Genomic DNA, 24,797 nt, shown 5'->3' on the forward strand with positions numbered 1-24,797 from the left:
CAGCTGGTGAAGACCGCTCCATACCCTGTGCAAACCCTGTCATAGCAGGAGAATAGGCCTCCTTACTTATCCACAAATTACATCACTGTTATTCACATTCATCGTAGATACAACACGCTATCCTGTGGATAACCGCGCAAAGTCGGTGTAACAATGAGCTACTGTCTACTCTGAGAGAAGCAGGAAGACCGGGAAATCCGTCGTCGAGAAGAGAGGAGCACACTGATGGCGCAGGATCCGCTGGATGCCGCTGCCCAGGCCAAGAGAATCTGGGATTCGGTCCTGCAGGTGCTCCGCTACAGCAGCTCATTGACCTCCAGAGACAAGGGCTGGCTGGAGGACATCACCCCCGAGGCGGTTTTCGGCACCACCATCGTTCTCAGGGTCTCCTCCAAGGCCACTCAGGAGGCTGTGCAGGGACCGCTCAGCCAGCCGCTCCTCAATGCATTGCAGCTGGTCACCAACCAGGAAATGTTCCCGGCCATCAAAATCGTCTACCCAGAGCAAATGGCCAAGCAGAAAGCTGCCGATCAACAGAATGACCAACGCGCGTCCGCCATGGCTGGCTCTGTCCCGGGCAGCGGCGAGTTCCGTCAGGTTCCCGGTCCTGCTCAGGATCCCTATAGCGACTACCAGCGTCAGGCCGGCATCGACCGATCGCCCGGCTCAGAGACCCACTCGGACTGGCGGACCGAGAATGCTGGAACCTCCAAGTCCCCGATTGTTTCTGTCAATGACTTCCACGAAGGCACCTATGTGCCTATGACCCTGGATATGCAGGCCGAACTGTCCGAGCCCTCCCCCGCTGTGAGGTCAACGGCAGGCGCTGATGCCGACCAGCAGAGCGAGGCAGAGAGGACCGCATCCCGACCCGCCTTCACCGTGCCCCGCTTCCCCATGAGCCAGAACCGAGTGGAGCGCGACCCGCAGACCCACCTGAACAAGAATGCCACCTTTGATACCTTCGTCCCAGGCGACTCCAACCGCTTTGCGCGAACCGTAGCCTTGGCCGTGGCCGAAGGGTCAGGCCAGGATTTCAATCCTTTATGTATCTACGGCAGCTCAGGCCTGGGCAAGACCCACCTGCTCAACGCCATTGGCAACTATGCCCTGGTCAAGGATCCTTCGCTCAAGGTCCGATACGTCAACTCGGAGGAATTCACCAACGAATTCATCGACGCCTTGCAGAACTCCACCCAAGGGTCGGGCCAGATCGCGGAATTCAACCGCCGCTATCGGCAGGTGGATGTGCTTCTTATCGATGATATCCAGTTTCTGGGGGGCAAGGAAGCCACCCTGGACCAATTCTTCCACACCTTTAATGCCTTACATGACGCCAACAAGCGCATCGTCATCGCCTCGGACGTGGCCCCCAAGAATCTGAAAGGCTTCGAATCACGACTGATCTCGCGTTTCGATTCGGGTCTGACTGTGGATGTCAAACCTCCGGACCGGGAGACCCGGGTGGCCATCCTCAGAATGATGGCCTCCATGAACGGGGTCAGCATTCCCAACGAGGTTCTGGATCTGATCGCGGAACGCTTCACCGAGAACATCCGAGAGCTTGAGGGGGCCCTGACCCGTGTCACCGCCGTGGCCAGCCTTAACAATCAGCCGGTCACCACAGCCCTGGCCGAACAGACTCTGCAAGACTTCTTCTCTACGGATGTGGAGATCAAGCCCACTGACATCATCTCCCAGGTGGCCAAATACTTCCATCTGACCTTTGACGACATTGTCGGCCGCACGCGCACCAAGAACATCGCCCTAGCCCGACAGATAGCCATGTATCTGGCGCGGGAGATGACCAGCATGTCCTTGGTAGATATCGGCGAGGTCTTCGGTGGCCGCGATCACACCACAGTCATGCACGCCTATACACGTATCTCCAATGAGATGCAGGAAAAACGAGAGATTTACAACTACGTCATGGAGCTGACCGTCCGGCTCAAACAGCCTCAGGAATGATACGACACGCAGACACCACTGTGGATCGACAGAAAAAGATATCCACCTACTTATCCCCGGATGTGGGCAAACTTTGGGAATAACCCACTGATTTTCCGGGGATAAATGGTGCATCTTCCGCGAACAAATCACATGTTTTTGTGGATAACTAAGCAGAACTCCAAACTTGTGGATAACTTGGCTTTTTAATCACACTAATTACACTACTTATCCACACTACTTAAGTGATGCCTATCCACTGCATTGCAAGGATCTGAGAACTTATCCACACCATCCACCAAGCTTATTACGATGACTCAATGTATATTTATGCAATAGTCACCTTCACACTCAAGCACACCTGCTCACTCCAACCACATCACCCGACCTATTCGATAGAATGAATCCAGTTCATTCATCGACAAGAAGGCTCCCATGAAAGTAGAAGTGAATTCATCCGCACTCTCGGATGCAGTGGCATGGACCACCCGCATCATCCCCTCCCGACCGGCTTCGCCGATCCTGGCAGGCATCAGGATGGAAGCCTCTGACGGAACATTGAAGCTCTCTGCTTTCGATTACGAGGTTTCAGCGAGGAACCACATCGAGGCAGGCATCGACGAATCCGGAACAGCCTTGGTGCTGGGTAAACTGCTAGCTGACATCACAAAATCCCTGCCATCAGAGAAAACCTACCTGTCAACCGAGGGATCCAAGATGACCATTACCTCGGGCAAATCCACTTTTTCTCTGCAACTGATGCCTGACAGCGAATACCCCGATCTCCCTGCCGTTCCTGAGCCCATGGGCCAGGTAGATGCTGAGACCTTCATTCAGTCCATCTCCCAGTCCATCGTCGCTGTTTCCCGGGAAGAGAGCCGTCCGGTGCTGACCAGCGTCAAAACCGAGATCACTGGGGACAAGGTGGTCATGACCGCCACCGACCGTTTCAGGCTCTCCCGTTCAAGCTTCACTTGGACTCCTCGCGATGCCAACTTCTCCACCTCCATGCTTATCCGCGGCTCTTTGCTGCGGGACATCGCCCGTTCCCTGGACGAGCACCAGAACGTGACCATGGATTATGAAGCCGACAACCCCACCATCATGGGCGTGGAAAACGCTGGCAAAATATCCACTACCCAGCTGATCGACGGGGAATTCCCTGCAGTAGATCGTCTCTTTTCAGACGAGTACCCCATCCAAGCTGTCATCGCCCGGCAGGATCTGATCGACGCCATCAAGCGTGTGGCCCTAGTAGCCGAGCGCAATGCCCCAATCCGTATGGTTTTCTCCGGCAACGAGGTGACCCTGAGCGCAGGCACGGCTGACGAAGCGCAGGCCCATGAAGTTCTGCAGGCGGATCTGGACGGTGAGGACATCACAGTGGCTTTCAATCCCAACTACCTGATCGACGGGTTGGGCGCCATTGCTGAGCCTTTTGTCCGCATCAAGATGACCTCGGCAGTCAAGGCTGTAGAGTTCAACGGCCAGCAGGAGCAGGATTCCGAAGAGTCCATGGACTACCGTTACCTGCTTGTGCCCATGCGCTTCAACAACTGACACCTGGGCAGGTTCGAGGAACAATCGCCATGCACATCTCCCGTCTGGTTCTGGATCACTTCCGTTCCTGGGAGCATTGCGTCCTCGATTTGGAGCCCGGGGTGACCATTCTCGAAGGACGGAACGGCCTGGGCAAGACCAACCTGGTCGAGGCCATCGAGGTCCTGTCTGCCGGCGGCAGCCATAGGACTTCATCTTCCCTGCCCCTGGTAGAGCGTGGACAGTCCAAGGCCACCATCAGGGCCAGAGTGAAGCAGGACGGTACCGCCACCGACTATGAGCTGACCATTGCCGCCAAGGGATCCAACCGTGGAAGAATCAACGGTGGGCCGTCCCTCTATCAGCGTGATTTGGTAGGCCGGGTGCCCTGCGTGACTTTCAGCCCCGAGGACCAGCTGATGGTCTCAGGAGAGCCGGCAGCCAGGCGGGCCGTGCTGGACCAGGCCGGCAGCCAGCTTGATACCGACTACTTCCAAGTTCGGCAGGATTTTCGCCATGTGGCCAGGCAGCGCGCTGCACTGCTCAAGCAGCTCTCCCAGGCGGGCCATGACGCCTCAGGTGATGGGCGCGATGCCGCTCTGTCCGGCCTTGAGATCTGGACTGGGCAGTTTATTCGCATCGGGCTGGATTTGAGCCGGCGACGAGCGGCTCTGGTAGAGGCCCTGGACCAGCCCTTCACCGATTTGTATGGTCGGCTGGCAGGACCTGGTCAGGACGCTCGATTGACCTACCGCCCTTCTCTGGAGGAGATCGGACCCGACAGGCAGACCGGTCCCGAGGTCGCCGAGGCCGTCAGTCGTCACTTTCAGCGGATATACCCGGGAGAAGTGGCCCGGGGCACCAATCTGATCGGTCCCCAGCGCGACGATCTGGCTTTTACCCTCAACGGCATGCCTGCCAGGGAGTTCGCCTCCAACGGTGAGATGTGGACCCTGGCCCTGGCTCTGAGGCTGGCTCTGCTGCAGGTGGTCAAGGACCGTCGCTCTCTGGAGCCCATCGTCATTCTGGATGATGTCTTCGCCCAGTTGGATCGCGGACGCAGGGATCAGATTCTGGACTTTGCCCGTCAGCAGGACCAGGTGCTGATCACTGTGGCCGCCGACAGTGACATCCCATCCTTGCAGGGCGCCAGGCTGGTGGATGTGTCCCGGCTGAGGCCCGTGCAGCCATCCGATCCGGCTGCCCAGGATCCGGCCATCGCCAGTGCCATGCAGGATCTGCGTCGAACCAGGGGGACAGCTCAAGACGACTCGGATATATCGGATGGGCCGAAGGGGAACGACCTGTCATGAAGGCGCCCATAATTGAAACCCTGCACTTGGACCAGCGTCGACTGCCGGCCCTGGTCTTCGAGGGCTGCACCCGACGGGCGGCCACTCGTCAGCAGAGGGAGAACAGTTCCCGTAAGGCCTGGTATGCATTCGGCAAGCCCGGCCGCGACCCAGCCAAACTGGGAGGCGTGGTTACCAGTCTGGCTGCCGGAAGCGGGTGGACCAGCCATCTGAAGATGGCCCGGCTGCGCAACCAGTGGGACAGTGTGGTGGGACCCGGTATCGCCGCCCATTCGAGAGTGGTCTCCTACCGGGATGGCGTGCTGATCATTCAGGCGCAGACAACGGTCTGGGCCACTCAGCTGACCTACCTGGTCCCCCAGCTCCAAGCGACTATTGTCAAGCGGCTGGGCATGCCGGTAAAGCAGATCCGGGTGACCGGCCCCCACAACTACAGTTTCCGCCGTTCGCGGTTCGATCCACCTGGCCGAGGCGTGCGCGACACCTATGGATGAACCCATAATCTGCGAATACCGTCTTCCCAGCTTTCTGTAAGCCTAAAGTCCCCTAGAGCTGGTAATCTATAGGTTATAGGGTCAAACGCTTCCAAGGCCCCTTTATGGACGATTTGGAACCTGGTGACCATGACTCGATCCCCTTCTCGACCACGAACGGAAGTTGCTTTGTTGTCAGTGGCCGACGATGGGGGTGCAGAAAGGACTATCCGTGGCAGATCTCAACACTGACCCGTCCCGGACCCCGCAAGAGGGCCGAGAGTATGAGGAGGACAAGCCTCGGGATGACGGCATGACGGGCCAGGATCAGCTGGACGACGCGCAGCTGGATGACTCGCTCTCCCCCGAGCATTATGATGCCAGCGATCTGAAGGTGCTGGAGGGGCTAGAGGCGGTCCGCGTCCGTCCCGGCATGTACATCGGCTCGACGGGCTCCAGGGGCCTGCATCACCTGGTCTACGAGATCGTCGACAACTCGGTCGACGAGGCTCTGGCTGGGTACGCTGACCATATTGAAGTCACCATCCTGCCCGACAACGGCATCCGTGTGGATGACAATGGCCGTGGCATTCCTGTGGACGAGGTGCCAGGCGAGGGCAAGAGCGGCGTCGAGGTGGTCATGACCAAGCTGCATGCCGGCGGCAAGTTCGGTGGTGGCGGTTACGCGGTCTCAGGCGGTCTGCACGGCGTGGGCATCTCCGTGGTCAACGCCCTGTCCACCCGGATCGACGTCCAGGTGCGCCGGCAGGGCTACCACTGGCATCAGAACTTCCGCAACCAAAAGCCCACCGCTCCCCTATCCAAGGATCAGGCCATGGGGCCGGACGAGAGCACCGGCACCTCGGTGACTTTCTGGGCTGACCCCAAAATCTTCGAGACCACGGTCTACGACTTCGAGACCTTGCGCAGCCGCTTCCAGCAGATGGCCTTCCTCAACAAGGGCCTGAGGATCACCTTGACCGATCTGCGTCCCAATGACCAGGCCGGCGACGAGGTGGCGGGCGAGGAGCAGACCCCGGAGCAGAAGGGCCAGTCCGTCAGCTACCAGTACGCCAACGGCATCAAGGACTATGTGGACTACCTGGTCAAGGTCAGGAAGGCCACGCCTGTGGAGGCCGAGGTCATCGACTTCGAAGCCGAGGACCTGAAGCTGGGCATCTCCGCCGAGGTGGCCATGCAGTGGACTACCGCCTACTCGGAGTCCGTCCACACCTTCGCCAACACCATCGCGACCACCGAGGGCGGCACCCACGAAGAGGGGTTCCGTGCTGCCCTGACCAGCATGATCAACCGCTATGCCAGGGATAAGAACATTCTCAAGGACAAGGATGACAACCTCTCGGGCGACGACGTACGCGAGGGGCTGACCGCCGTGGTCTCCGTCAAGCTGACCAATCCACAGTTCGAGGGTCAGACCAAGACCAAGCTGGGCAACTCCGAGGCCAAAACCTTCGTCCAGAGGGTCATGACCGAGAGACTGAGCGACTGGTTCGACGCCCACCCAGGCGAGGCCAAGGCCATCATCCAGAAGGCCATGGAGGCCTCCCGGGCCCGGATCGCGGCCAAGAAGGCACGCGAGAACACCCGTCGCAAGTCCATCTTCGAGACTGCCGGCATGCCTGACAAGCTCAAGGACTGCCAGTCAAGCAACCCCCAGGAGTGCGAGCTGTTCATCGTGGAGGGTGACTCTGCAGGCGGCTCGGCCATCCAGGGGCGCAACCCCATGACCCAGGCCATCCTGCCCCTGCGCGGTAAGATCCTCAACACGGAGCGGGCCAGCTTGGACCGCATGATGAAGTCCGACACCATCGAATCCCTGATCACGGCCGTGGGCGGCGGATACGGCGAGGACTTCAACATCGATAAGGTGCGCTACCACAAGGTCATCATCATGGCCGACGCCGATGTGGATGGCGCCCATATTGCCACCCTGAATCTGACCCTCTTCTTCCGCTACATGCGGCCCATGATCGAGGCCGGCTACGTCTATGTGGCCATGCCTCCGCTCTACCGGCTCAAGTGGACCAAGGGGCCCCACAGCTTCGTTTACACCGATGCCGAGCGTGACAGGGTTCTGGCCGAGGGCAAGGCCTCCGGCCGGCAGCTGCCCAAGGGTGAAGGGATCCAGCGCTACAAGGGTCTGGGCGAGATGAGCTATCAGGAACTCTGGGAGACCACCATGGACCCGGATCACCGCATCCTCAAGAAGATCCGCATTGATGACGCCGAGCAGGCCGACGAAACCTTCACCATGCTCATGGGCGACGAGGTTGAACCCCGGCGTCTGTTCATCCAGCGCAATGCCCACGACGCCCGCTTCATCGACGCCTGAGACGGACGTCCTTCCCTTTTCACCATTTGAGCTAAGGATCGATTTTGGCAGACGATAACAACAACGACAACAGCCCGGACCAGGACGGCCTCAACCTGCCCGACGGGTCTCGTGAGCCGCTCAGCCCCCAGGAGATGGACAACACCGATTACGGCCTCCTTAAGGGTGAGCGGATTCAACCCATTGACCTCCAGCAGGAGATGCGGGAATCCTACCTGTCCTACGCCCTGTCCGTGATCGTGGAGCGGGCCCTGCCTGATGTCCGTGACGGCATGAAGCCGGTCCACCGCAGGGTCATCTACGCTATGTATGACGGCGGATACCGGCCCGACCGCGGCTACAACAAGTGTTCGCGCGTGGTGGGCGACGTCATGGGCAAGTACCACCCCCACGGCGATTCGGCCATCTATGACACCATCGTGCGTCTGGCCCAGTCCTGGTCCATGCGCTATCCGCTGGTGGACGGCCAGGGCAACTTCGGTTCCCCCGGCGACGATCCGGCTGCCGCCATGAGGTACACCGAGTGCCGCATGGCCCCCTTGGCCATGGAGATGGTGCGCGACATCGACAAGGACACGGTTGACTTCATCCCCAACTACGACGGCAAGACCCAGGAGCCCACGGTTCTGCCTTCCCGCTTCCCCAACCTGCTGGTCAACGGATCAGCCGGCATCGCTGTGGGCATGGCTACCAACATTCCTCCGCACAACCTGCGTGAGGTGGCCAAGGGCGTTCACTGGGCCCTGGAGCATCCCGAGGCCTCCAAGGAGGAGCTGCTCAATGCCCTGATCTCCATCATCAAGGGGCCTGACTTCCCCACTGGCGCCACCATTCTGGGCCACAAGGGCATCGAGCAGGCCTACCGGACCGGGCGCGGCCTGATTACCATGCGGGCGGTGGTCAACACTGAGGAGATCCGTGGAAGGATGTGCCTGGTGGTCACCGAGCTGCCCTACCAGGTCAACCCCGACCGGCTGGCCTCCTCTATCCGCGAGGCCGTGCGCGACGGCAAGATCCAAGGCATCGCCGACATGCGCGACGAGACTTCAGGCCGCACAGGCCAGCGTCTGGTCCTGGTGCTCAAGCGCGATGCCGTTCCCAAGGTGGTCCTCAACAACCTCTACAAACACACCCAGCTTCAGCAGACCTTCGGAGCCAACATGCTGGCTCTGGTGGACGGGGTCCCCAGGACCCTGAGCCTGGATGCCTTCATCCGCCACTGGGTGGACCACCAGCTGGACGTGGTCGAGCGGCGCACTCGTTATCTGAAGCGTGAGGCCGAGGAACGCGACCACATTCTGCAGGGGTATCTGAAGGCCTTGGACATGATCGACCAGGTTATCGCCCTGATCCGCGCCTCCAAGGATGTAGAGACGGCCCGCACCGGCCTGATGGAGCTGCTGGACGTGGATGAGGTCCAGGCCGATGCCATCCTGGCCATGCAGCTGCGCCGTCTGGCCGCCTTGGAACGGCAGAAGATCCTGGACGAGCATGAGGAGCTCATGCGCAAGATCGCCGACTACAACGACATCCTGGCCCACCCCGAACGCCAACGCACCATCGTGGGCGACGAGTTGGATGAGATCGTCGACAAGTACGGCGACGAACGGCGCACCCGGATCGTCCCCTACTCGGGTGAGATGAACGTGGAGGATCTGATTGCTGACGAACAGGTGGTGGTCACTGTCACCCACTCCGGCTTCGTCAAGCGGACCAAGGCCGACGAGTACCGGGCCCAGCACCGCGGCGGCAAGGGCATCCGCGGGGCCAGGCTGCGCGAGGACGACGTGGTGGACCACTTCTTCCTGACCAGCACCCACAACTGGTTGCTCTTCTTCACCAACAAGGGCCGGGTGTACCGGCTCAAGGCCTACGAACTGCCTGAGGGCTCCCGCGACTCCAAGGGGCAGCATGTAGCCAACCTGCTCCAGCTGGGCCCGGGCGAGCGGATCGAACAGGTCCTTTCCCTGCACGGCTACGACGATGCCGACTATCTGATTCTGGCCACCCGGACCGGACGGGTCAAGAAGACCCGCCTGGCTGAATATGATTCGCCTCGCCAGGGTGGCCTGATCGCCGTGCGGCTGATGGAACTGGGCACCGTCGCCGACGAGGAGGGCCAAGAGGCGCCTAAGAGCGATGAGCTGGTGGGTGCCGCCCTCTGCAATGCCGACGATGAAATCATCCTGGTCTCCCGCAAGGGCATGAGCGTGCGCTTCCCGGCTGACGACTCCACCCTAAGGCCCATGGGACGGCAGACTGCAGGCGTCCAGGGTATGCGGTTCCGCCCCGGCGACGAGTTGCTGAGCATGGATGTGATCGCCAGTGAGTCTGGCGATGACCTGCTGGTGGTCACCGACGAGGGCTTCGCCAAGCGGACTGCTCTGAGCGAGTACCGCCTGCAGGGCCGCAATGGTTACGGAGTCAAGGCCATCGCCATGGTCGAGGGCCGTGGTTCCCTGGTCGGCGCCCTGGTGGTGAACGAGGACGACCAGATCATGGCCATCATGAAGTCCGGCAAGGTCATCCGCTCCGATGTGGCTGAGGTCAAGCGAACTGGACGCAACACTCAAGGGGTAACCCTAGCCAAGCCTGACAAGGGTGACGAAATTCTCTCCATCGCCCGCAATGCCGAACGCGACGACCAGGAAGAGGATGCCAGCCAGACCGACCTGGCTCCCGCCGCTCCCCTGGCAGCCAAGGATCAGCCCATAGCCACCACCGGAACCGGAGATGGCCGGAGCCTGACTCAAGGGGACTGAGTGGGGTCCGCTACCAGTCTGACAAGACTGGTAGCCTCGTAAGAAGTCATGCAGGTCCGGCGACGTTATGGGCGGGCCATTGAACGCAAGGATCAAGGAGTGCCGATGAGCCAGGATGATCAGGAGCAGGTCAAGGCCGGCAAGCAGGGTGCTGGTAAGCCTCAAAAGGGGAAGACCAAGGCTGATGAATCCTCACAGGGCGAGTCCCGTCGATCATCATCGGCCACTCCTCCGGCTCCTGCAGCTGGCAGAACAGCATCGGGACATTCCGCAAGAACCACAGCTTCTGCTGCCGGTCCGGTTAAGGTATCCTCATCCCGTCCTGTTCGGCCCGCGGCTTCGGCTTCGGCGGCGCGTCCTCATGTGCCTCGGGCCCGGCGCATGCAGCTGTCCCTGACCCGGTTGGAACCCTGGTCGGTGGCCAAGGTTACCTTCCTGCTGGCCATCGCCGGGGGCATCATTCAGGTGGTGGCCGCTGCCCTGCTCTGGTTCCTGCTTAACGCCATGGGGCTCTTTGACAACCTGACCCAGGTCATCTCCAAGACGGGCCTGGACGCGGGCGGCTTCGACCTGGGCCAGGTGCTGAGCCTGGGGACGGTCCTGAGTTCGGTGACCATCTTCTCCATTTTCGAGATTGTCATAGTAGTGGTTCTGGTCACTATTTTCGCCTTCCTGTACAACCTGGTCAGTTCCCTGGTGGGCGGCATCCACGTGACCCTGGGCGACGACTGAGCCCCCTGGTCGGCGCAGTCAATCGGCCGATAGACCCGAGAGCGATTTAGACTGGAATTATGCTCTCGACGTACTTGGACTATTTCAGCGGCTCCTTCGGCATATCTCTGGTCTTTTGGCCATTAGCCTCGCTGATTCTGACCCTGCCCATTCTTGCACTGATTTACAACCGCTACCATCGGCTGCGGCTGACAGCAGCTATGGCGGCCTACCTGACCGTCTTATATCTGCTGGCCTTGGTCTTCTTTACCCTCTGGCCCATGCCGGACGACCGGGCCGCCTTCTGCGCCACCCATCATCTGAGCCCTCAGCTCAACCCTCTGCAGTTCTTGACCGACCTAAGCACAGGCGGGCGGATGGCTATGCTGCAGATTCTGCTCAATGTGGCCTTCTTCCTGCCATTGGGCTTTATTATGGGGCGGGTCTTCCGCTGGCGCTTCATCCTGGCCCTGCCGGTCGCCCTTCTGGTCTCCCTCTTCATCGAGACGGCCCAGCTGACCGGAGTCTTCGGCATCGTGGGCTGCGCCTATCGTCTCTTCGACGTGGACGACCTGATTTGGAATACCTCAGGCGCCATAATCGGCTACCTGGTGGCCCTGGCGGCCAACAAGCTCGTTCCCACCCGTCAGGCTGACGCCGCCCGGCTGGTCACCAACCCCGGGTTCATGCATCGTGCCGTCTCCCTGGCTCTGGATTTGCTCCTAGCCACCATCCTGTCCATGTCTTTGGGGATGGGCGTGACCTATGCAGTCCATCGCCTGGGCACCTATCAGCTGGATGGCCACTACCGCTTTGGCGGGCTGCTGATTGCCCCATCCGCCTTGGACATGTTCGGGACCATAGTTGATCTGGCCATGCTGCTGATCTTTGAACTGCTCATCCCCCTGCCCCGCCGGGGACGGACGCTGGGCGCCACCTTCACCCATATGACCGTCGAGACCAAGCAGCGGCATGGCTGGTCCCGTTTCCTCTTCTATCTGTTCCGGACTGCAGTCATCCTGGCTGTCTTCGGACCCTGGACCGGCAACGTTCAGATTGCAACGCGCATCTTGGCCCTGCTCTTGCTGGTCTTCTATCTGATTAAGCGGCAGATGCCCTACGACCTCTTGCCTGGGACAGCCTACCGGGAGGAGGACACAGGTGCAGAGGAATCCGCCGACGACCGGCGGGGGTGAATCCTGACCTCGGACAGAATGATGGCGGCGAAGATGATGGCGAAGCCCAGCAGGTGGGTGGCCGTCAGCTCCTCGTGCATGACCAGGACCGAGACCAGCATGCCGAACAGGCTCTCCGAGCATAGGATCAGCGAACCCTGAGCAGCGGGGACCCTCGAGAAGGCAATGTTCTGGAAGTTCTGGGCCATCAGGGTCGAGATCAGCGTCAGATAAATCATGGAACCCAGGGTCGGGGGTGTGAAGTCGGCAGCAGTGGGCAAGGGATCGAAGATCAGTGCGAAGACCAGGAAGAGAATGCCGCCGAAGAGCAGCTCTAGGTAGGTCAGCGTGGGGGCGTCGAACTTCTTGGTCAGGAAACCGGTGACCACCAGGTTGACCCCGTAGAGCAAGGCGCCGGCCAGGGACAGCAGGTCGCCGGTGCTCAAAGACAGCCCTTGCCCCCCGCCGTGGGCCGGCAGGGAGATCAGGGCCACGCCCAGGATGCAGATGGCAGCCGCGACGAAGTGGCGCAGGGCCGGTCGCCGACGGGTCATGATCCAGACCAGGAAGGGCACGAAGATGCAGTAAGTGGCTGTCAGGAAGGAATTGCGGCCTGGGGCGATGGTGGTCAGTCCCATCATCTGCAGGCTGAAGGCCGCCCAGTAGCTGACCCCCAGGATCAGCCCGGGTACCAGGGTGTGTATAGCTCCGGTTCTGCGCAGCCGGGGCAGTAGGAAGGGGGTCATGATGACGATGACGCACAGAATGCGAATGCCCATCAACCAGCGTACAGTCAGGGTTTCCAAGGCCACCTTCTCAAAGGTGTATCCGGCTCCCCAGGCGGCGGCGGCCATCAGCAGCATCAGGCGGGCGAGCCAGGTGGGGGGTTTCCAGGATGAAGAAGGCGCAAAGGTAGACATGTCTCGACTCTAATCTTGCCTGTCCACAAACGGCCATGGATTCGCAGGACGCTTCATGAGTCGTTCGGCCATTGGACCCCGCGGCGACTCGCTCTGCCATGGTGCGTCTATACTACGAACATGGCGCCCGAACTGAGACAGTTCCAGCGTCCAGTCTGTGCACGCAGTCGTGCAGACCGACCGATTGCAAAAGGAAAGAGAGAGTAGTTCAAACCATGTTTGCTTTTCTCAAGCCAGCCCCTCCTGCCAAGGTGAAGGTTCCTGAGAAGAAGATTCCTGCGACATATCGTTCCTATCGCATCCGAGTGTTCTTCAGCATCTATCTGGGATACGCCGGGTATTACATCATCCGCTCCAACTTTTCCGTGGCTTCCCCCTATCTGAAGCGCAACTATGGTTTCACCACGGCGGATATAGGGCTGATCACGCTCTGCCTGGCCGTCTCCTACGGCATCAGCAAGTTCGTCATGGGCATGCTCTCCGACAAATCCAACCCCCGCTACTACATCGCCACCGGACTGGTCCTGTCCGCCCTGCTCAACCTGATCTTCGGGGCTACGGCCAGCAAGGGCGTCATGATGGTGCTCATGGTCCTGCTGGGCATTTTCCAGGGCATGGGGGCGCCTGCGGCCCACAAGTCGCTGTCCAACTGGTGGGCTGAAAAAGAGCGAGGCTCCTTCGTGTCCATGTGGAACACCTCCCATAATCTAGGCTCGGGCACCGTAGCGCCTATTGTGGGCGTGGCCCTGGCCGCCTTCGGACCTCACATGTGGAAGAGCATCTTTTTCGTCCCCTCGGTCATCTCGCTGATCATGGCCCTGCTGGTAGTGCTGCTGGGCGCAGATACCCCTGAATCGGTAGGTCTGCCACCCATCCAGGAGTACAAGGCCGAGGAATACCAGGGCGAGAAAATTGACGCCGCCAAGATGCAGTCCCACTCCGACCTGTCCATTGTGCAGATTTTCCTGCGGTATGTGGCTTCCAACCCCTATATTTGGGTGCTGGCCTTGTCCAACGCTTTCGTCTACATCCTGCGCTACGGGGTGCTTAACTGGATCCCCATCTATCTGAACGAAGCCAAAGGATTCTCCCTCGCACAGGCGCGCTCCAGCTTTGCTCTCTTCGAGTATGCGGCCATCCCGGGGACCATCCTGATTGGCTGGATGAGTGATCACTTCTTCCACGGCAAGCGGGCTGGCATGGCAGCAGGCCTGATGGCTCTATTGGGGGTGGTCTTCCTCGGTTATTGGGCCTCAAGCGACCTTTGGGCTATTGACGTGGAAATAGCTCTGATGGGCATCTTCGTCTACGGGCCGCAAATGTTGATCGCCGCCCTGACCATTGATCTGGCGCCGCGCTTTGCCATCGGCAGCACTACCGGTTTCGTGGGCCTGTTCGGCTACATATTCGGAGAAGCCACTGCCTCCTACGGAATCGGCTCACTCGTGGGCAAGTCCGGCTGGAACGTGGGCTTCGCAATCATAGCCGTATCCGCCCTGCTGGGCATAATCTGCTTCCTGATTCTGACCAGGGCCGAGCGCTATAAGACCGTACGGGTGGTCGACGGCCGCTGAGCCCGGGCAGTGTATCCCCGCTTGCCCGAGTTCGGCTTCGGGCAAGCGGGGTTTGCCGTGCGGCCGACTCCGATATTATGGAAGGATGGTGATAACGTCGGCTATGGGTCCCTGGCTGACGGGGTAAGGAGCGTGCGCCAGGATGATAAGAATCGCAGTGGTGGATGATGATTCCATCAGCTGTCGATCCATGGTCAACTATTTGAACCGTTACCGCAAGGAACGCCAGGAAGAGCTGGCAGTCAGCGTCTTCACCGACGGCAAGGCTTTTGCAGATGGTTACCGGCCCGTATATGACATCCTTCTTCTGGACATTCAGATGACCCCTATGGACGGGATCGAAGTGGCCCGCAGGGTGCGTGCCCACGACGAGTCGGTGGTCATCGTCTTCATCACTTCTGCTCCCCAGTACGCCATCAACGGCTATGAAGTAGGCGCTCTCTCCTACCTGCTCAAGCCCCTGCCTTGGTTCGCCTTCTCCCAGGAGCTGGACCGGTCCATCGCCAGGGTGCGTGGCAGCGTGGACCTGTCCATTCTGATCACCGATGGTGCCCGATCCACCCGGATCCCCCTCAAGGACATCGTCTTCATCGAATCCGTCCATCACAGCAGCGTCATCCACACCTTGGATGCTTCATTGACTACGAACAGCACTCTGAAGAGTCTGGAGGGCCAGCTGGGCCAGCGGGGATTCTTCCGCTCCAATTCCTGCTACCTGGTCAATCTGGCCCATGTAACGGGCATTGAGAACCAGGACTGCATCATGTCGACCGGTCAGCGGCTGCGGGTCAGTCGACCACGCAAGAAGTCTTTTATGACGGCTCTTACCGCTTACGTGGCGGGTCGGCCATGACCAACACCCACATCCTCAACGCTCTGCCTGACATCCCCAGACTCTATACGGCCATCAGCGAATGGCTGGGTTGTCTGGTTTATCTGTTGGCCATCGGGGTAAGAACCTCACGTCTAAGAATGGTGGCTGTGCTTCTGCCCGGTCTGGCTGTGCTCATCGGGGTCCAGTACTGGGCCGGCACCCTGCCTATTGCCTTCTGGATCATCAGCATGTGCCTGGCCGTCGCCTGCATGTACGCCATCATCATGCTGGCTTCAAGATTGAGTGCGCTGGATGGGGCTTATCTGTTGGCCCGTGCCTTCGTCCTGGCTGAGCTGGTCGCCTCCCTGCACTGGCAGCTGGACTCCTTCATGCGGCCCTCGAACCACAGTCTGTACGACCCGGCCTCCCTGATCCTGCTAGTGCTTATCTACGGCGGCGTAGGATTGCTGGCCTGGGTGGCGGAAAGGCGCAACTTCGCCGATGCCCAGCTTTCCGTGCCTGGACGCAGCGTCTTCATAGCAGCGGTCATCGCTGTAGTCACCTTCGCCATGTCCAATCTGAGCTTCGTCTCCACCAACACCCCCTTCTCCGGTCGGGTCGGCCTGGAGGTCTTCTACATCCGCACCCTGGTGGATCTGTGCGGATTCGCCATGCTCTACGCCCAGCAGGAGCAGCTGCGGGAGAGTTATACCAGCGCCGAGCTGGCCTCCATCAATGCCCGGGCTTACAGCCAACACCGGGAGTATGTGCGTTCCAAGGAGAATTTGGAGGCCATGGGAAGGCTTGCCCACGACCTCAAGCATCAGATCGCCGCCCTGCGCTCGCAGATGGACCCTGAGCGCAAGTCCCAGGACTTCGAGGAGCTGGAGGCTGCGGTAGGACGGTATGGGTCGCAGCAGCACACCGGCAACCCCATTCTGGACGTGGTCATGTCGACCAAGGAACGCATCTGCTCCCAAGAGGGGATTACTCTGACCATGGTGGCTGACGGCTCGCTCCTGGAGGGGATGTCGCCCATGGACGTCTCCACCCTCTTCGGCAACGCCTTGGACAATGCCATTGAGGCTTTAAGGAAGGTCAAGGAACCCGACCGCCGCCTGATCAAGGTGGCCCTTTACGCCCGAGAACAATTCGTGGTGATCCGCATCGAAAACTATTTCACCTCGCCCCTGAACTGGAAGGGCAATGGCGAACTGGCCACCACCAAGACCAGGACCGATGATGGCCTGCATGGATACGGGGTCAAGTCCATTCGGCATATAGCCCACCGCTATCAGGGCGAAATGACCCTGCGTGCCGAGCATCACTGGTTCAGCCTCTGCGTGCTCCTGCCGAGGGAGGGTGATCAGTTGAAGCCCATAGCGGCCTCGGCGGCCTTATAGCCCAGGCGGATGGCCAAGCGGCCCGGCCGGCCCGGTATGTTGACCATCCGACAGAGCAGAGTGGAGCGCACGTCGGAGGCGATGACCGGGGAGCGGTGTTCCAGCCTGTTCCAGAGCATGGCCTTGTTCCGATAGTTGCTGGGCTTGCGAGAGAGAATCAGGAAGACCGAGGTCACCACGCAGTTGATGGACAGATAGTGAATCATATAACGATAGAGCCCACGGGGAACCGTCCCCGGATCAGGAGTCGCTTCAGCCATGAGCCCGTTGACCAGCAGCAGTTGGGAAACCCGGGCGATCATGATCGAGGTCTGTACTGACTGGCCCTCCCGGCCGGTGTGATAGTGATAGAAATTCGTGTCCAGGTAGAGCAGGGTGTGCACCCAGGGCAAGGGCTGATAGGAGTAGATGAAGTCCACGTAGTAGGTATGCTCAGGCAGGCGGGTGTGTGCCTGGCGGAGCACCTCGGTGCGCAGGATCAGGGCATGCATGATCATGTACTGGGCCAGCCCGAACCGCCGTAGATGGTTCCAGTCCAGCACCCGCCCTGGTTCCATGACGCTGCGAAAGTTGATGACCCGCTTATGCTTGCGGCCTTCCTTCTCGTAAACGTAGTTGGTGACCACCATGTCCACCGGATTTGTACGTCGCGACTGGTCGCGCAGCTGGTCCAGGACCAGGCTCAGCGAGGTCGGGTCCACCCAGTCATCGGCATCGACCACCTTGACGTAGCGACCTCGGGCGGCTGCCAGGCCGGTGTTGACCGCGCCGCCGTGGCCCTTGTTGGTCTGGTCGATCAGATGGACAGTGCGCGGATGGCGTGCCTCATATGACTGCACTACCTGCGCTGAGGCATCGGTGGACCCATCATTGACCACGATGACCTCCAGATCGTCCTCCTCCCGGCTCAGGAGCGAATCCAGACAGGTCGGCAGATGCCGGGCCATGTTATAGGCGGGGACGATGAAGGTGAGAACGGGCAGGTTCGTGGAGGCCTTGCGGTCAGCTGTCATGAACGATCACTTCGCAAAAGAATGGGTCGGCGGGTATGTCGACGGGGTCGCCGCAATCCCGCCGGCGGCCGTTGTATGCGACCACTGTACATGATGGGTATGAGGAAAAGACCCCGCCCCTTTGGCCGCCGATGCATGCCGGTTCATTGTCGGCCGGGGGAGCGGGGCCGGAATTTTACTGGGCGCTCGCCTTGGATTCAGTGGGCTCCTGACGGAAGATGACCTTGAAGATGGGGAAGAAGACCCAGAAGGAGATGGCCGAGTTGATGATCATGGTGACCAGGTCAGCAATGGTGGTTCCCAGGCTGCCCCAGTTCAGGGTGTGCTGGAAGAAGCCGTAGATGGGGTCCTTGTACCAGCCCTGCAGCGCCGCCGCGATGATGGTGATGATCACGTAGGCCACCAGATACCAGAAGGCCGCCTTCCAGACCGAGGAGTTGGACTTGAAGGTGATGTTGCGCTGGAGGAAGAAGTTGATGATCTGGGCGATCAGCAGGGTGATTTCCACCGCGAGGAAGTAGGCCAGGCCGCCCCCGCCGCCGTGGCCGATGGATCCGGCCGCGTAGTCGAACAGGTAATAGGGCTTGCCGCCGACGGTCCCCATGCGCCAGATCTGGAAGTTGGTGCCTACCAGGGAGGTTCCGTTGAAGATGGCCTTGAGCACGGGCATGAGCACCAGTTGCAGTACGGTGACCCCGTTGGACAGGATGAAGAAGACGATGAACTGGGCCAGGGTGGTGTGCCGGTCGCTGAACCGCTGCCACCAGCGGACAATCGCCCACTGCGAGGTCGTCGCCGCCTTCCCCTGGGCCGGCTGTCCGGCCTGCTGGCTGTGCTGATTACTCATGATTGAGCTCCTTTCCGGTCCTGCGGTTGGCGGACATGTTTCTGAAGAATCCGGCGATGAATCCGCCCAACCCCCGCCATAGGTGGCCATTGGGGATGCGCATGATGGCCTCGACCATGGCCGTGTCAATCAGCCCGTTGGTCATCTTGGCCATGGCCCTGGGGGGCATGTTGAGCAAGAAGAGGGTGTTCAGGTCGGGGTTGCCGGTCTTGGCCTCGTGGCGGCTCTCGCTCTTGGCCAGGAAATTGGCCACGAACCTGGCAAGGGCGCTTCTGGAGTCCTTCCAGGATGAGAGAGGATCATTGACGCCGAAGGTTTTGACGGCACCCTGCCGGACCACCGGGTGACCGAAGAGCGCTGTCACGGCGTCGTCGTCGACTTCTTTGACTCGGCCGGTCAGATAGGCGCCCAGGGCTGGGTCTGGACTCTGCGGGTCGACGGTGCCCTGGACTTTCAGGTGTTCGCTCAGCTCCATGCTGCGAGCGTCGGACCCGATCATGATGGTCCAGTCGCCGGACTCGACCTGCCAGGAGTTGCTGGCCGTATCGAAGTGCCGGAAGGTCATCTGGTCGAAGTCGATGCGGACTTTGGTTGATTGGCCGGCCTCCAGCCTGACCTTCTTGAAGCCTTTCAGTTCGCGGACTGGCCTGAGCACGCCACCCTTGGGAGCCTGGACGTAGAGCTGGGGGACTGTGGCCCCCTGCCTGTCCGAGTCGTTGGTCAGGGTGAAAGTGGCTCCCTTGTCGTCCACCGACAGATCGGCATAGGCGAAGTGTGCATAAGACAGGCCATAGCCGAAGGGGAAACGTTCCTCCACGTCGGCGGTCAGGTAGTAGCGGTAGCCGACGAATGGGCCCTCCCGGTAGATGGATTCGTGCGCAGGGTCGGGGTACCAGTCGGCGCTGGGGCAGTCGGCATAGGATTTGGGCCAGGTTTCCGCCAGGTGGCCGGAGGGGTTGACCCTGCCGGTCAGGATGTTCAGGGTGGCTGAGGCTCCAGCCTGCCCGGACAGTCCTATATAGAGAACGGCATCGCACTGGTCAATCCAGTCGGTGGTGACGGGGGAGCCTGCCACCAGGACAACCACCAGGGGCTTGTCCGTCGCGCCAAGGGCCTTGATCAGGTCGACCTGGTTGCTGGGAATGTCCATGTGGGAGCGGTCCAGGCCCTCGGATTCGCTGCGTTCATCCAGGCCCACACAGGCGACAATCACGTCAGCCTGGCCAGCCGCAGCCACGGCTTGGTCGATCAAAGACTGGTTTTTCTCGCCATGGCGTTCGTAGCCCTGGCTGTAGGAGGCCAGCTCCAGGCCGTCGCCGTTGCCCTGCCTGAGCAGGTCCAGCATGCTTTCCTGCTTGGCTGCGTTGACCTTAGAGGATCCGGATCCTTGGAACCTGGCGGTTTTGGCCATATCCCCGACCAGGGCGATCCTAGTGCCGGCGGCCAGTGGCAGGCATCCTTCCCGGTTGACCAGGAGGACGGCGGATCCCTCGGCGATTCTCCGTGCCACCTGATGGTGGTCCCGTATCTGATCCGCGGTCAGGTTCCCATCAGGATCCATGTCAGAGTGGTAGGTCAGCTTGGCCAGCCGCGCCACCTCTTCGGCCCGAGCGTTCAGGTCGGCTTCGTCCAGGCGGCCCTCCTGCACGGCCTTGGCGACCTGTCGCACGGAGTCATATCCGGCCTGGGGCATCTCCAGGGAGGAGCCATTGGCGGCTGCGGCGACTGCGCTGTTGGAACCGCCCCAATCCGAGACCACCATTCCGTCGAAGCCCCACTCCTTGCGCAGGATGTCCTTGAGCAGGTGGGGATTCTCGTTGGCATAGGTGCCGTTGACCATGTTGTAAGAGGTCATGATGGCCCAAGGGTGGGCCTGGCGCACAGCAATCTCGAATCCGGTCAGATAGAGCTCGCGCATGGTGCGCTCGTCCACCACGGAATCGGATGCCTGGCGGCGCAGCTCTTGGCTGTTCATGGCGAAGTGCTTGGGGGTGGCGGCCACGCCCTGGGACTGGATGCCTTCAATCAGGCCTGCAGCCATACGACCGGCCACCTGGGGGTCTTCGGAATAGTATTCAAAGTTTCTGCCGCACAGGGGGTTGCGCTTGATGTTCATGCCCGGACCCAGAACCATGTTGACGCTCAGGCTTCTGGCCTCGCTACCCAGTGCCTGGCCCATGGTCTTAGCCAATTCCGGGTCCCATGAGCAGGCTACGGTGCCCGCTGTAGGGAAGCAGGTGGCGGGCTTGGACTTGCCCATGCCCAGGTTGTCCCCTGATCCAGTCTGGCGGCGCAGGCCGTGCGGCCCGTCGCTCAGGACCATGCTCGGGATGCCTGCCCTCTTCAAGGCACGGGTTGCCCAGGTGGATTTTCCGGAGAGCAGCGATGCCCGTTCCAGAACTGTCAGATCCTTGACTTCCATAGTGTTCTCTCTCTGTGACGGGGGCTGATCCTGTGGTGGGAACCCTCGTTGCTTCCACAATTGGCCTCGGATTGGTGCTGAATTTCATTATTCCCCGACTGCCGAGGCCTGCTGGAGCGGGTTGCATAACCTGTTGTTTTCCTGACATGAATGCTGCCCAGGCGCCAGCGGGTGTGTCGATTCGCTCCCCGGCGGACGGACCTATGCACCGTCCGCCGGGGAGCGAATCGACAGAGATGGAGGATCAGGCCGTCGGCCCCTGGTTGGAACTGTCCTCGGACGGCGTGGACTCCATGCTGGCCGGATCCTGGGCGCGGGTCTTCCGGGCATCGTCCGCCAGATCGCTCAGGGTGCCCACGTCGACAGCGCTGCGCCGTGCCTTGAATCTTCTGAAGGCCAGGTACTCCAGGGCCAGGAAGATAAGGGCCAGCACAACCAGCGCCACGTAGAGGGCGATCTGCCAGGCTGGTGTTTGCACCTTGGGGTCGCCGTTGGCGTACTTGTAGCCGTGCACAACCGTATAGAGGATGTTGTGGCTGGCCTGGCGCATGGCCTTGACCGAAGTGGCGCTCTTGTCCTTGACATGGTTGGTCACCTCGGTGGTGGCCAGCATGGCGTCGTTCCCGTTACGGATCAACTGATCGGCGTTCTGGTAACCATAGACGCCGAAGTAGTCGGTCAGCACCATGCCGCGGAAGCCCCACTCGCCGCGCAGCACATCCTGCATCAGCGGCGCGTAAGCGGCCACGTAGGTAGTGCCGATGTAGTTGAAGGAGCTCATGGCAGCCTGGGCGCCGCCCTTGACCACAGCAGCCTGGAATGGCTTCAGGTAGATCTCGCGGATGGTCTGCTCGTTGGCCCAGGTGGCCAGCATGTTGGTGCGGTTGGTCTCCTGGTCGTTCATGGCGAAGTGCTTCATGAAGGCGTAGACGCCCTTGGACCGGGCTGCCGCAACCTCGTTGGATCCCATGACTGCGTTGATTTCGGGGTCCTCGGAGAAGTACTCGAAATTACGTCCGGAGAAGGCGCTGCGGTGGATGTTGAAGGCCGGCGCATACCAGCCGGAGACATCCATATCATGGGCCATGGTGCCGATCATCTCGCCGTAGCGGGTTGCCAGACCGGGGTTCCAGGTGCAGGCCAGGGAGGTGGATGAGGGGAAGCCCAGGGAGCCGACCTTGGTGAAGTTGTTGTTCAGGGCGGCTGGTCCATCAGCGTCGGTGAGCTCGATCTTGCCGATGCCCTTGACGGCTTGCGTGCCATAGCCGCTCATGGCGATCAGGCTGTCCATGTCCTTGACGTTGAGCTGGTCCAGCAGCTTGTCCCACATGGGATCGTCGTACTTCTTGTCGCGCAGCTGGTAGAGCCTGACGTTGTTCTTGGCGCCTGTCGTGGGCATCTTGTCGCTGTCGTTGTCGAACTTCTTGGGATCATAGTTGCTGTTGTTGTAGAAGTGGGCCTTGGCCTCCTCAGGCAGTTCGGTGCTCTTGGGTGCCGCTACTGCATCCTGATAGTTGGCGAAGTGGTTGGCCCGGGACAGATAAGTCACCGTACCCTTGGCATCGTCGAACCTGTTGGTGGCCGCGACCTTGTCGACGGAGCGGGGATTGCTCTTGTCATAGGTGACTGTCTGGGCGATGTTGACCGTGTCGGACTGGATCGGACGATGGGAGTCGGAACGGATGGAGATGCCGTAGTCACCCTGATCCAGCACGTAGGCCTTGGCATGGTCGGCATCATAGGAGGCCATGTCCTCGTCCTTGAAGTTCACAGTGATGGTCTGGCTCTTGCCGGGATCCAGGGTCTTGGTCTTCTTGAAGGAGACCAGGTTGGCGCTGGCCTTCTCTATGCCCCCGTTGACATAGGGGGGCTCAAAGTAGGTCTGGACCGTGTCGCGGCCGGCCTTGGCGCCGGTGTTGGTGACGGTCACGTCGAAGGAGATCTTCCCGTCAGCATGATGGATCGGTCCCATCTTCTGGCTGAAGGTGGTGTATGACAGGCCGTATCCGAAGGGGTACTGGACCATCTGGTCGTAGTTGATCAGGCCTTCCTTGGCCGCGGTCTCCCAGAAGCGGTAGCCCACATAGATGCCCTCGTTGTAGTCCACGAAGGTGGGTGTACTGGTTTCGGGTTTGCCGGTGAATCCGGTGAAGGAGGCCTTGTGGTCGTCCATGTTGGTGTAGGTGAATGAGCCGAAGTTGTTGTAGGTCGGTGTCTTGGTCAGGTCGCGCACGAAGGTGTCGGAGGTCTTGCCCGAAGGGTTGACCTTGCCTTTCAAGACCTCGCCCAGGGCGGTGAAGCCGGCCTGCCCCGGGGGCGGGCACCAGAGGACGGACTTGATCTGCGGATATTGACCCACAAAGTTCAGGTTGAAGGTGTTGGCTCCGTTGTAAACCAGGACCACCTTGTTGAAGGAGCTGGCGACCTTGGCGATCATGTCGCTTTCAGGCTTGGACAACTCGAGGAAGCTCTGGCCCTCCTTGAAGTCCGGGTTGGCCTTGTCGTTGTCGTGATAAGTGATGTCCTTGGCCCTCATGTCCTTCGGCAGGTCGGCGCCCTCGCCGCCGACTCGGCCGATGACCACCACAGCGGTGTCGGAGAACTGCTTGGCATCATCCATGAGCTTGCTGGTGTACTTGTCAGCTGTGGGCTCGGGCAGGGTCCAGTCCTGGGCGAACATCTCGACCTTGGGGCGGTCTGCCCGGTACTTGGTATAGAAATCGCTCAGCTCCTTGTTGGTCTTCAGTCCGGCTGAGGAGATGCCATCGAGCAGGCTGGTGGTGGGATTGTCGGCTGACATGGAGCCGGAACCTGTGCCGCCATAGACTGGGTTGGTCGAGGCCCATCCGAAGACGTTGACCTTGTTGGACTTCAGGGGTAAGGTCCCATCGGAATTCTGCAGCATGGTGACGGATTCGCGCTGGATGTCCTCGGCTAGGTTGCGCGCGGCCGCCACCGTCGCAGGCTGTAGCTCATGTTTGTTGGTGGACTTGGTTATCAGGTTGGACAAGGGCCCCAGGAGCATGGTCGCCAAGGCTGCAACGACAGCCACGAAGGCCACCAGCCAGGACTGGGAGTGAATCATCTTCCGGTTGGCTACGGTTTTGACGGTGTGCTTGTTCACGGCGATCGTGATCAGCAGGGCCAGTACCAGAAAGACGCCGATGACCACCAACTGGGGTATCAGCGACTTGAGTACGGCGACCACATCGCTCAGATTGACACTGAACATGTTCGCTATTTTCCTCTATTCTCTGCCGAAGCTTCACCCGGCCGCGACTATGGGCCGGTCACGAAGAAGACGGAGCGCTTGAACTGTGATCCGCATCCTGGGTGGGCGAGCGATCTTCAGCTGCATCGACACGCCTTTATGCCACAACTACAGTCAATCATTGATGACGCCTCTTGTGGTGGCATATGCGTGAACTGTCGAATTTGCCGCATAACCTGACTTGTTTCGTGCCGTTTATTTGCGTGTGATTAGGACTGGTCCTCGTCTGGTTTTGCTTGGCAGGGCACATATGGAGCAGC

General features: G+C 60.3%; 16 protein-coding genes. 11 read left to right on the plus strand and 5 right to left on the minus strand.

Annotation, left to right across the window (positions count from 1 at the left end; translation table 11 throughout):
* The first annotated feature begins 225 nt into the window (after positions 1-225).
* From dnaA to GYM67_RS00040, 8 genes are all read left to right on the plus strand, one after another.
* Positions 226-1,968: a chromosomal replication initiator protein DnaA gene (dnaA, locus tag GYM67_RS00005; protein ID WP_220236565.1), complete on the plus strand. Its 1,743-nt coding sequence runs from the start codon at positions 226-228 to the stop codon at positions 1,966-1,968.
* A gap of 414 nt (positions 1,969-2,382) precedes the next feature.
* Positions 2,383-3,507: a DNA polymerase III subunit beta gene (gene dnaN, locus GYM67_RS00010; protein ID WP_220236566.1), complete on the plus strand. Its 1,125-nt coding sequence runs from the start codon at positions 2,383-2,385 to the stop codon at positions 3,505-3,507.
* Positions 3,508-3,536: 29 nt separating this feature from the next.
* The gene (gene recF, locus GYM67_RS00015; protein WP_220236567.1) at positions 3,537-4,799 is read left to right on the plus strand and encodes a DNA replication/repair protein RecF; all 1,263 of its coding nucleotides are present in this window, start codon (positions 3,537-3,539) and stop codon (positions 4,797-4,799) included.
* Complete coding sequence (locus GYM67_RS00020; protein ID WP_220236568.1) at positions 4,796-5,293, plus strand: DciA family protein; 498 nt, start codon at positions 4,796-4,798, stop codon at positions 5,291-5,293. Before recF ends, GYM67_RS00020 begins: the two co-directional genes overlap by 4 nt.
* A gap of 292 nt (positions 5,294-5,585) precedes the next feature.
* Positions 5,586-7,625: a DNA topoisomerase (ATP-hydrolyzing) subunit B gene (gyrB, locus tag GYM67_RS00025; protein WP_220237319.1), complete on the plus strand. Its 2,040-nt coding sequence runs from the start codon at positions 5,586-5,588 to the stop codon at positions 7,623-7,625.
* Positions 7,626-7,759: 134 nt separating this feature from the next.
* Positions 7,760-10,387, plus strand: a complete 2,628-nt coding sequence (gyrA, locus tag GYM67_RS00030) for a DNA gyrase subunit A (protein ID WP_258561614.1) — start codon at positions 7,760-7,762, stop codon at positions 10,385-10,387.
* A gap of 105 nt (positions 10,388-10,492) precedes the next feature.
* Positions 10,493-11,119: a DUF3566 domain-containing protein gene (locus tag GYM67_RS00035; RefSeq protein ID WP_220236570.1), complete on the plus strand. Its 627-nt coding sequence runs from the start codon at positions 10,493-10,495 to the stop codon at positions 11,117-11,119.
* Positions 11,120-11,178: 59 nt separating this feature from the next.
* Positions 11,179-12,294: a VanZ family protein gene (locus GYM67_RS00040; RefSeq protein ID WP_220236571.1), complete on the plus strand. Its 1,116-nt coding sequence runs from the start codon at positions 11,179-11,181 to the stop codon at positions 12,292-12,294.
* Here the strand turns inward: GYM67_RS00040 and GYM67_RS00045 are convergent.
* Positions 12,240-13,193: a DMT family transporter gene (locus GYM67_RS00045; protein ID WP_220236572.1), complete on the minus strand. Its 954-nt coding sequence runs from the start codon at positions 13,191-13,193 to the stop codon at positions 12,240-12,242. The genes GYM67_RS00040 and GYM67_RS00045 overlap by 55 nt on opposite strands.
* 251 nt (positions 13,194-13,444) lie before the next feature.
* On the opposite strand from GYM67_RS00045, the gene GYM67_RS00050 reads away from it, so the two are divergent.
* The 3 genes from GYM67_RS00050 to GYM67_RS00060 all read left to right on the plus strand — a co-directional run bounded on the left by GYM67_RS00050 (position 13,445) and on the right by GYM67_RS00060 (position 16,984).
* A complete protein-coding gene (locus GYM67_RS00050) occupies positions 13,445-14,767 on the plus strand; it encodes an MFS transporter (protein ID WP_220236573.1) in 1,323 nt (440 codons plus the stop codon).
* 142 nt (positions 14,768-14,909) lie between these two features.
* Positions 14,910-15,620, plus strand: coding sequence for a LytR/AlgR family response regulator transcription factor (locus GYM67_RS00055; protein ID WP_220236574.1), 711 nt, complete (start codon positions 14,910-14,912; stop codon positions 15,618-15,620).
* Positions 15,617-16,984, plus strand: coding sequence for a sensor histidine kinase (locus tag GYM67_RS00060; RefSeq protein ID WP_220236575.1), 1,368 nt, complete (start codon positions 15,617-15,619; stop codon positions 16,982-16,984). Before GYM67_RS00055 ends, GYM67_RS00060 begins: the two co-directional genes overlap by 4 nt.
* Here GYM67_RS00060 and GYM67_RS00065 read toward each other — a convergent pair.
* From GYM67_RS00065 to GYM67_RS00080, 4 genes are all read right to left on the minus strand, one after another.
* Positions 16,948-17,997, minus strand: a complete 1,050-nt coding sequence (locus GYM67_RS00065) for a glycosyltransferase family 2 protein (RefSeq protein WP_220236576.1) — start codon at positions 17,995-17,997, stop codon at positions 16,948-16,950. The genes GYM67_RS00060 and GYM67_RS00065 overlap by 37 nt on opposite strands.
* A gap of 175 nt (positions 17,998-18,172) precedes the next feature.
* Positions 18,173-18,844 carry a hypothetical protein gene (locus tag GYM67_RS00070; protein WP_220236577.1) on the minus strand — a complete coding sequence of 224 codons (672 nt, stop codon included), beginning with the start codon at positions 18,842-18,844 and terminating at the stop codon, positions 18,173-18,175.
* The gene (locus tag GYM67_RS00075; RefSeq protein WP_220236578.1) at positions 18,837-21,266 is read right to left on the minus strand and encodes a glycoside hydrolase family 3 C-terminal domain-containing protein; all 2,430 of its coding nucleotides are present in this window, start codon (positions 21,264-21,266) and stop codon (positions 18,837-18,839) included. The genes GYM67_RS00070 and GYM67_RS00075 overlap by 8 nt, the downstream gene beginning before the upstream one ends.
* Positions 21,267-21,510: 244 nt before the next feature.
* Positions 21,511-24,498: a glycoside hydrolase family 3 C-terminal domain-containing protein gene (locus tag GYM67_RS00080; protein ID WP_220236579.1), complete on the minus strand. Its 2,988-nt coding sequence runs from the start codon at positions 24,496-24,498 to the stop codon at positions 21,511-21,513.
* Positions 24,499-24,797 lie beyond the last annotated feature (299 nt).

Origin of the sequence: Bifidobacterium asteroides (genome assembly GCF_019469425.1) — a bacterium.
In the GTDB taxonomy this organism is placed as follows: domain Bacteria; phylum Actinomycetota; class Actinomycetes; order Actinomycetales; family Bifidobacteriaceae; genus Bombiscardovia; species Bombiscardovia asteroides_I.

Excerpts from the sequence above, each read along its gene's own strand:
- dnaA (WP_220236565.1), top strand. The coding sequence starts at position 226 with ATGGCGCAGGATCCGCTGGATGCCGCTGCCCAGGCCAAGAGAATCTGG.
- GYM67_RS00060 (WP_220236575.1), top strand. The coding sequence starts at position 15,617 with ATGACCAACACCCACATCCTCAACGCTCTGCCTGACATCCCCAGACTC.
- GYM67_RS00040 (WP_220236571.1), top strand. The coding sequence starts at position 11,179 with ATGCTCTCGACGTACTTGGACTATTTCAGCGGCTCCTTCGGCATATCT.
- GYM67_RS00070 (WP_220236577.1), bottom strand. The coding sequence starts at position 18,844 with ATGAGTAATCAGCACAGCCAGCAGGCCGGACAGCCGGCCCAGGGGAAG.
- GYM67_RS00020 (WP_220236568.1), top strand. The coding sequence starts at position 4,796 with ATGAAGGCGCCCATAATTGAAACCCTGCACTTGGACCAGCGTCGACTG.
- GYM67_RS00075 (WP_220236578.1), bottom strand. The coding sequence starts at position 21,266 with ATGGAAGTCAAGGATCTGACAGTTCTGGAACGGGCATCGCTGCTCTCC.
- gyrA (WP_258561614.1), top strand. The coding sequence starts at position 7,760 with ATGGACAACACCGATTACGGCCTCCTTAAGGGTGAGCGGATTCAACCC.
- gyrB (WP_220237319.1), top strand. The coding sequence starts at position 5,586 with ATGACGGGCCAGGATCAGCTGGACGACGCGCAGCTGGATGACTCGCTC.
- dnaN (WP_220236566.1), top strand. The coding sequence starts at position 2,383 with ATGAAAGTAGAAGTGAATTCATCCGCACTCTCGGATGCAGTGGCATGG.
- recF (WP_220236567.1), top strand. The coding sequence starts at position 3,537 with ATGCACATCTCCCGTCTGGTTCTGGATCACTTCCGTTCCTGGGAGCAT.
- GYM67_RS00045 (WP_220236572.1), bottom strand. The coding sequence starts at position 13,193 with ATGTCTACCTTTGCGCCTTCTTCATCCTGGAAACCCCCCACCTGGCTC.
- GYM67_RS00065 (WP_220236576.1), bottom strand. The coding sequence starts at position 17,997 with ATGACAGCTGACCGCAAGGCCTCCACGAACCTGCCCGTTCTCACCTTC.
- GYM67_RS00055 (WP_220236574.1), top strand. The coding sequence starts at position 14,910 with ATGATAAGAATCGCAGTGGTGGATGATGATTCCATCAGCTGTCGATCC.
- GYM67_RS00080 (WP_220236579.1), bottom strand. The coding sequence starts at position 24,498 with ATGTTCAGTGTCAATCTGAGCGATGTGGTCGCCGTACTCAAGTCGCTG.
- GYM67_RS00035 (WP_220236570.1), top strand. The coding sequence starts at position 10,493 with ATGAGCCAGGATGATCAGGAGCAGGTCAAGGCCGGCAAGCAGGGTGCT.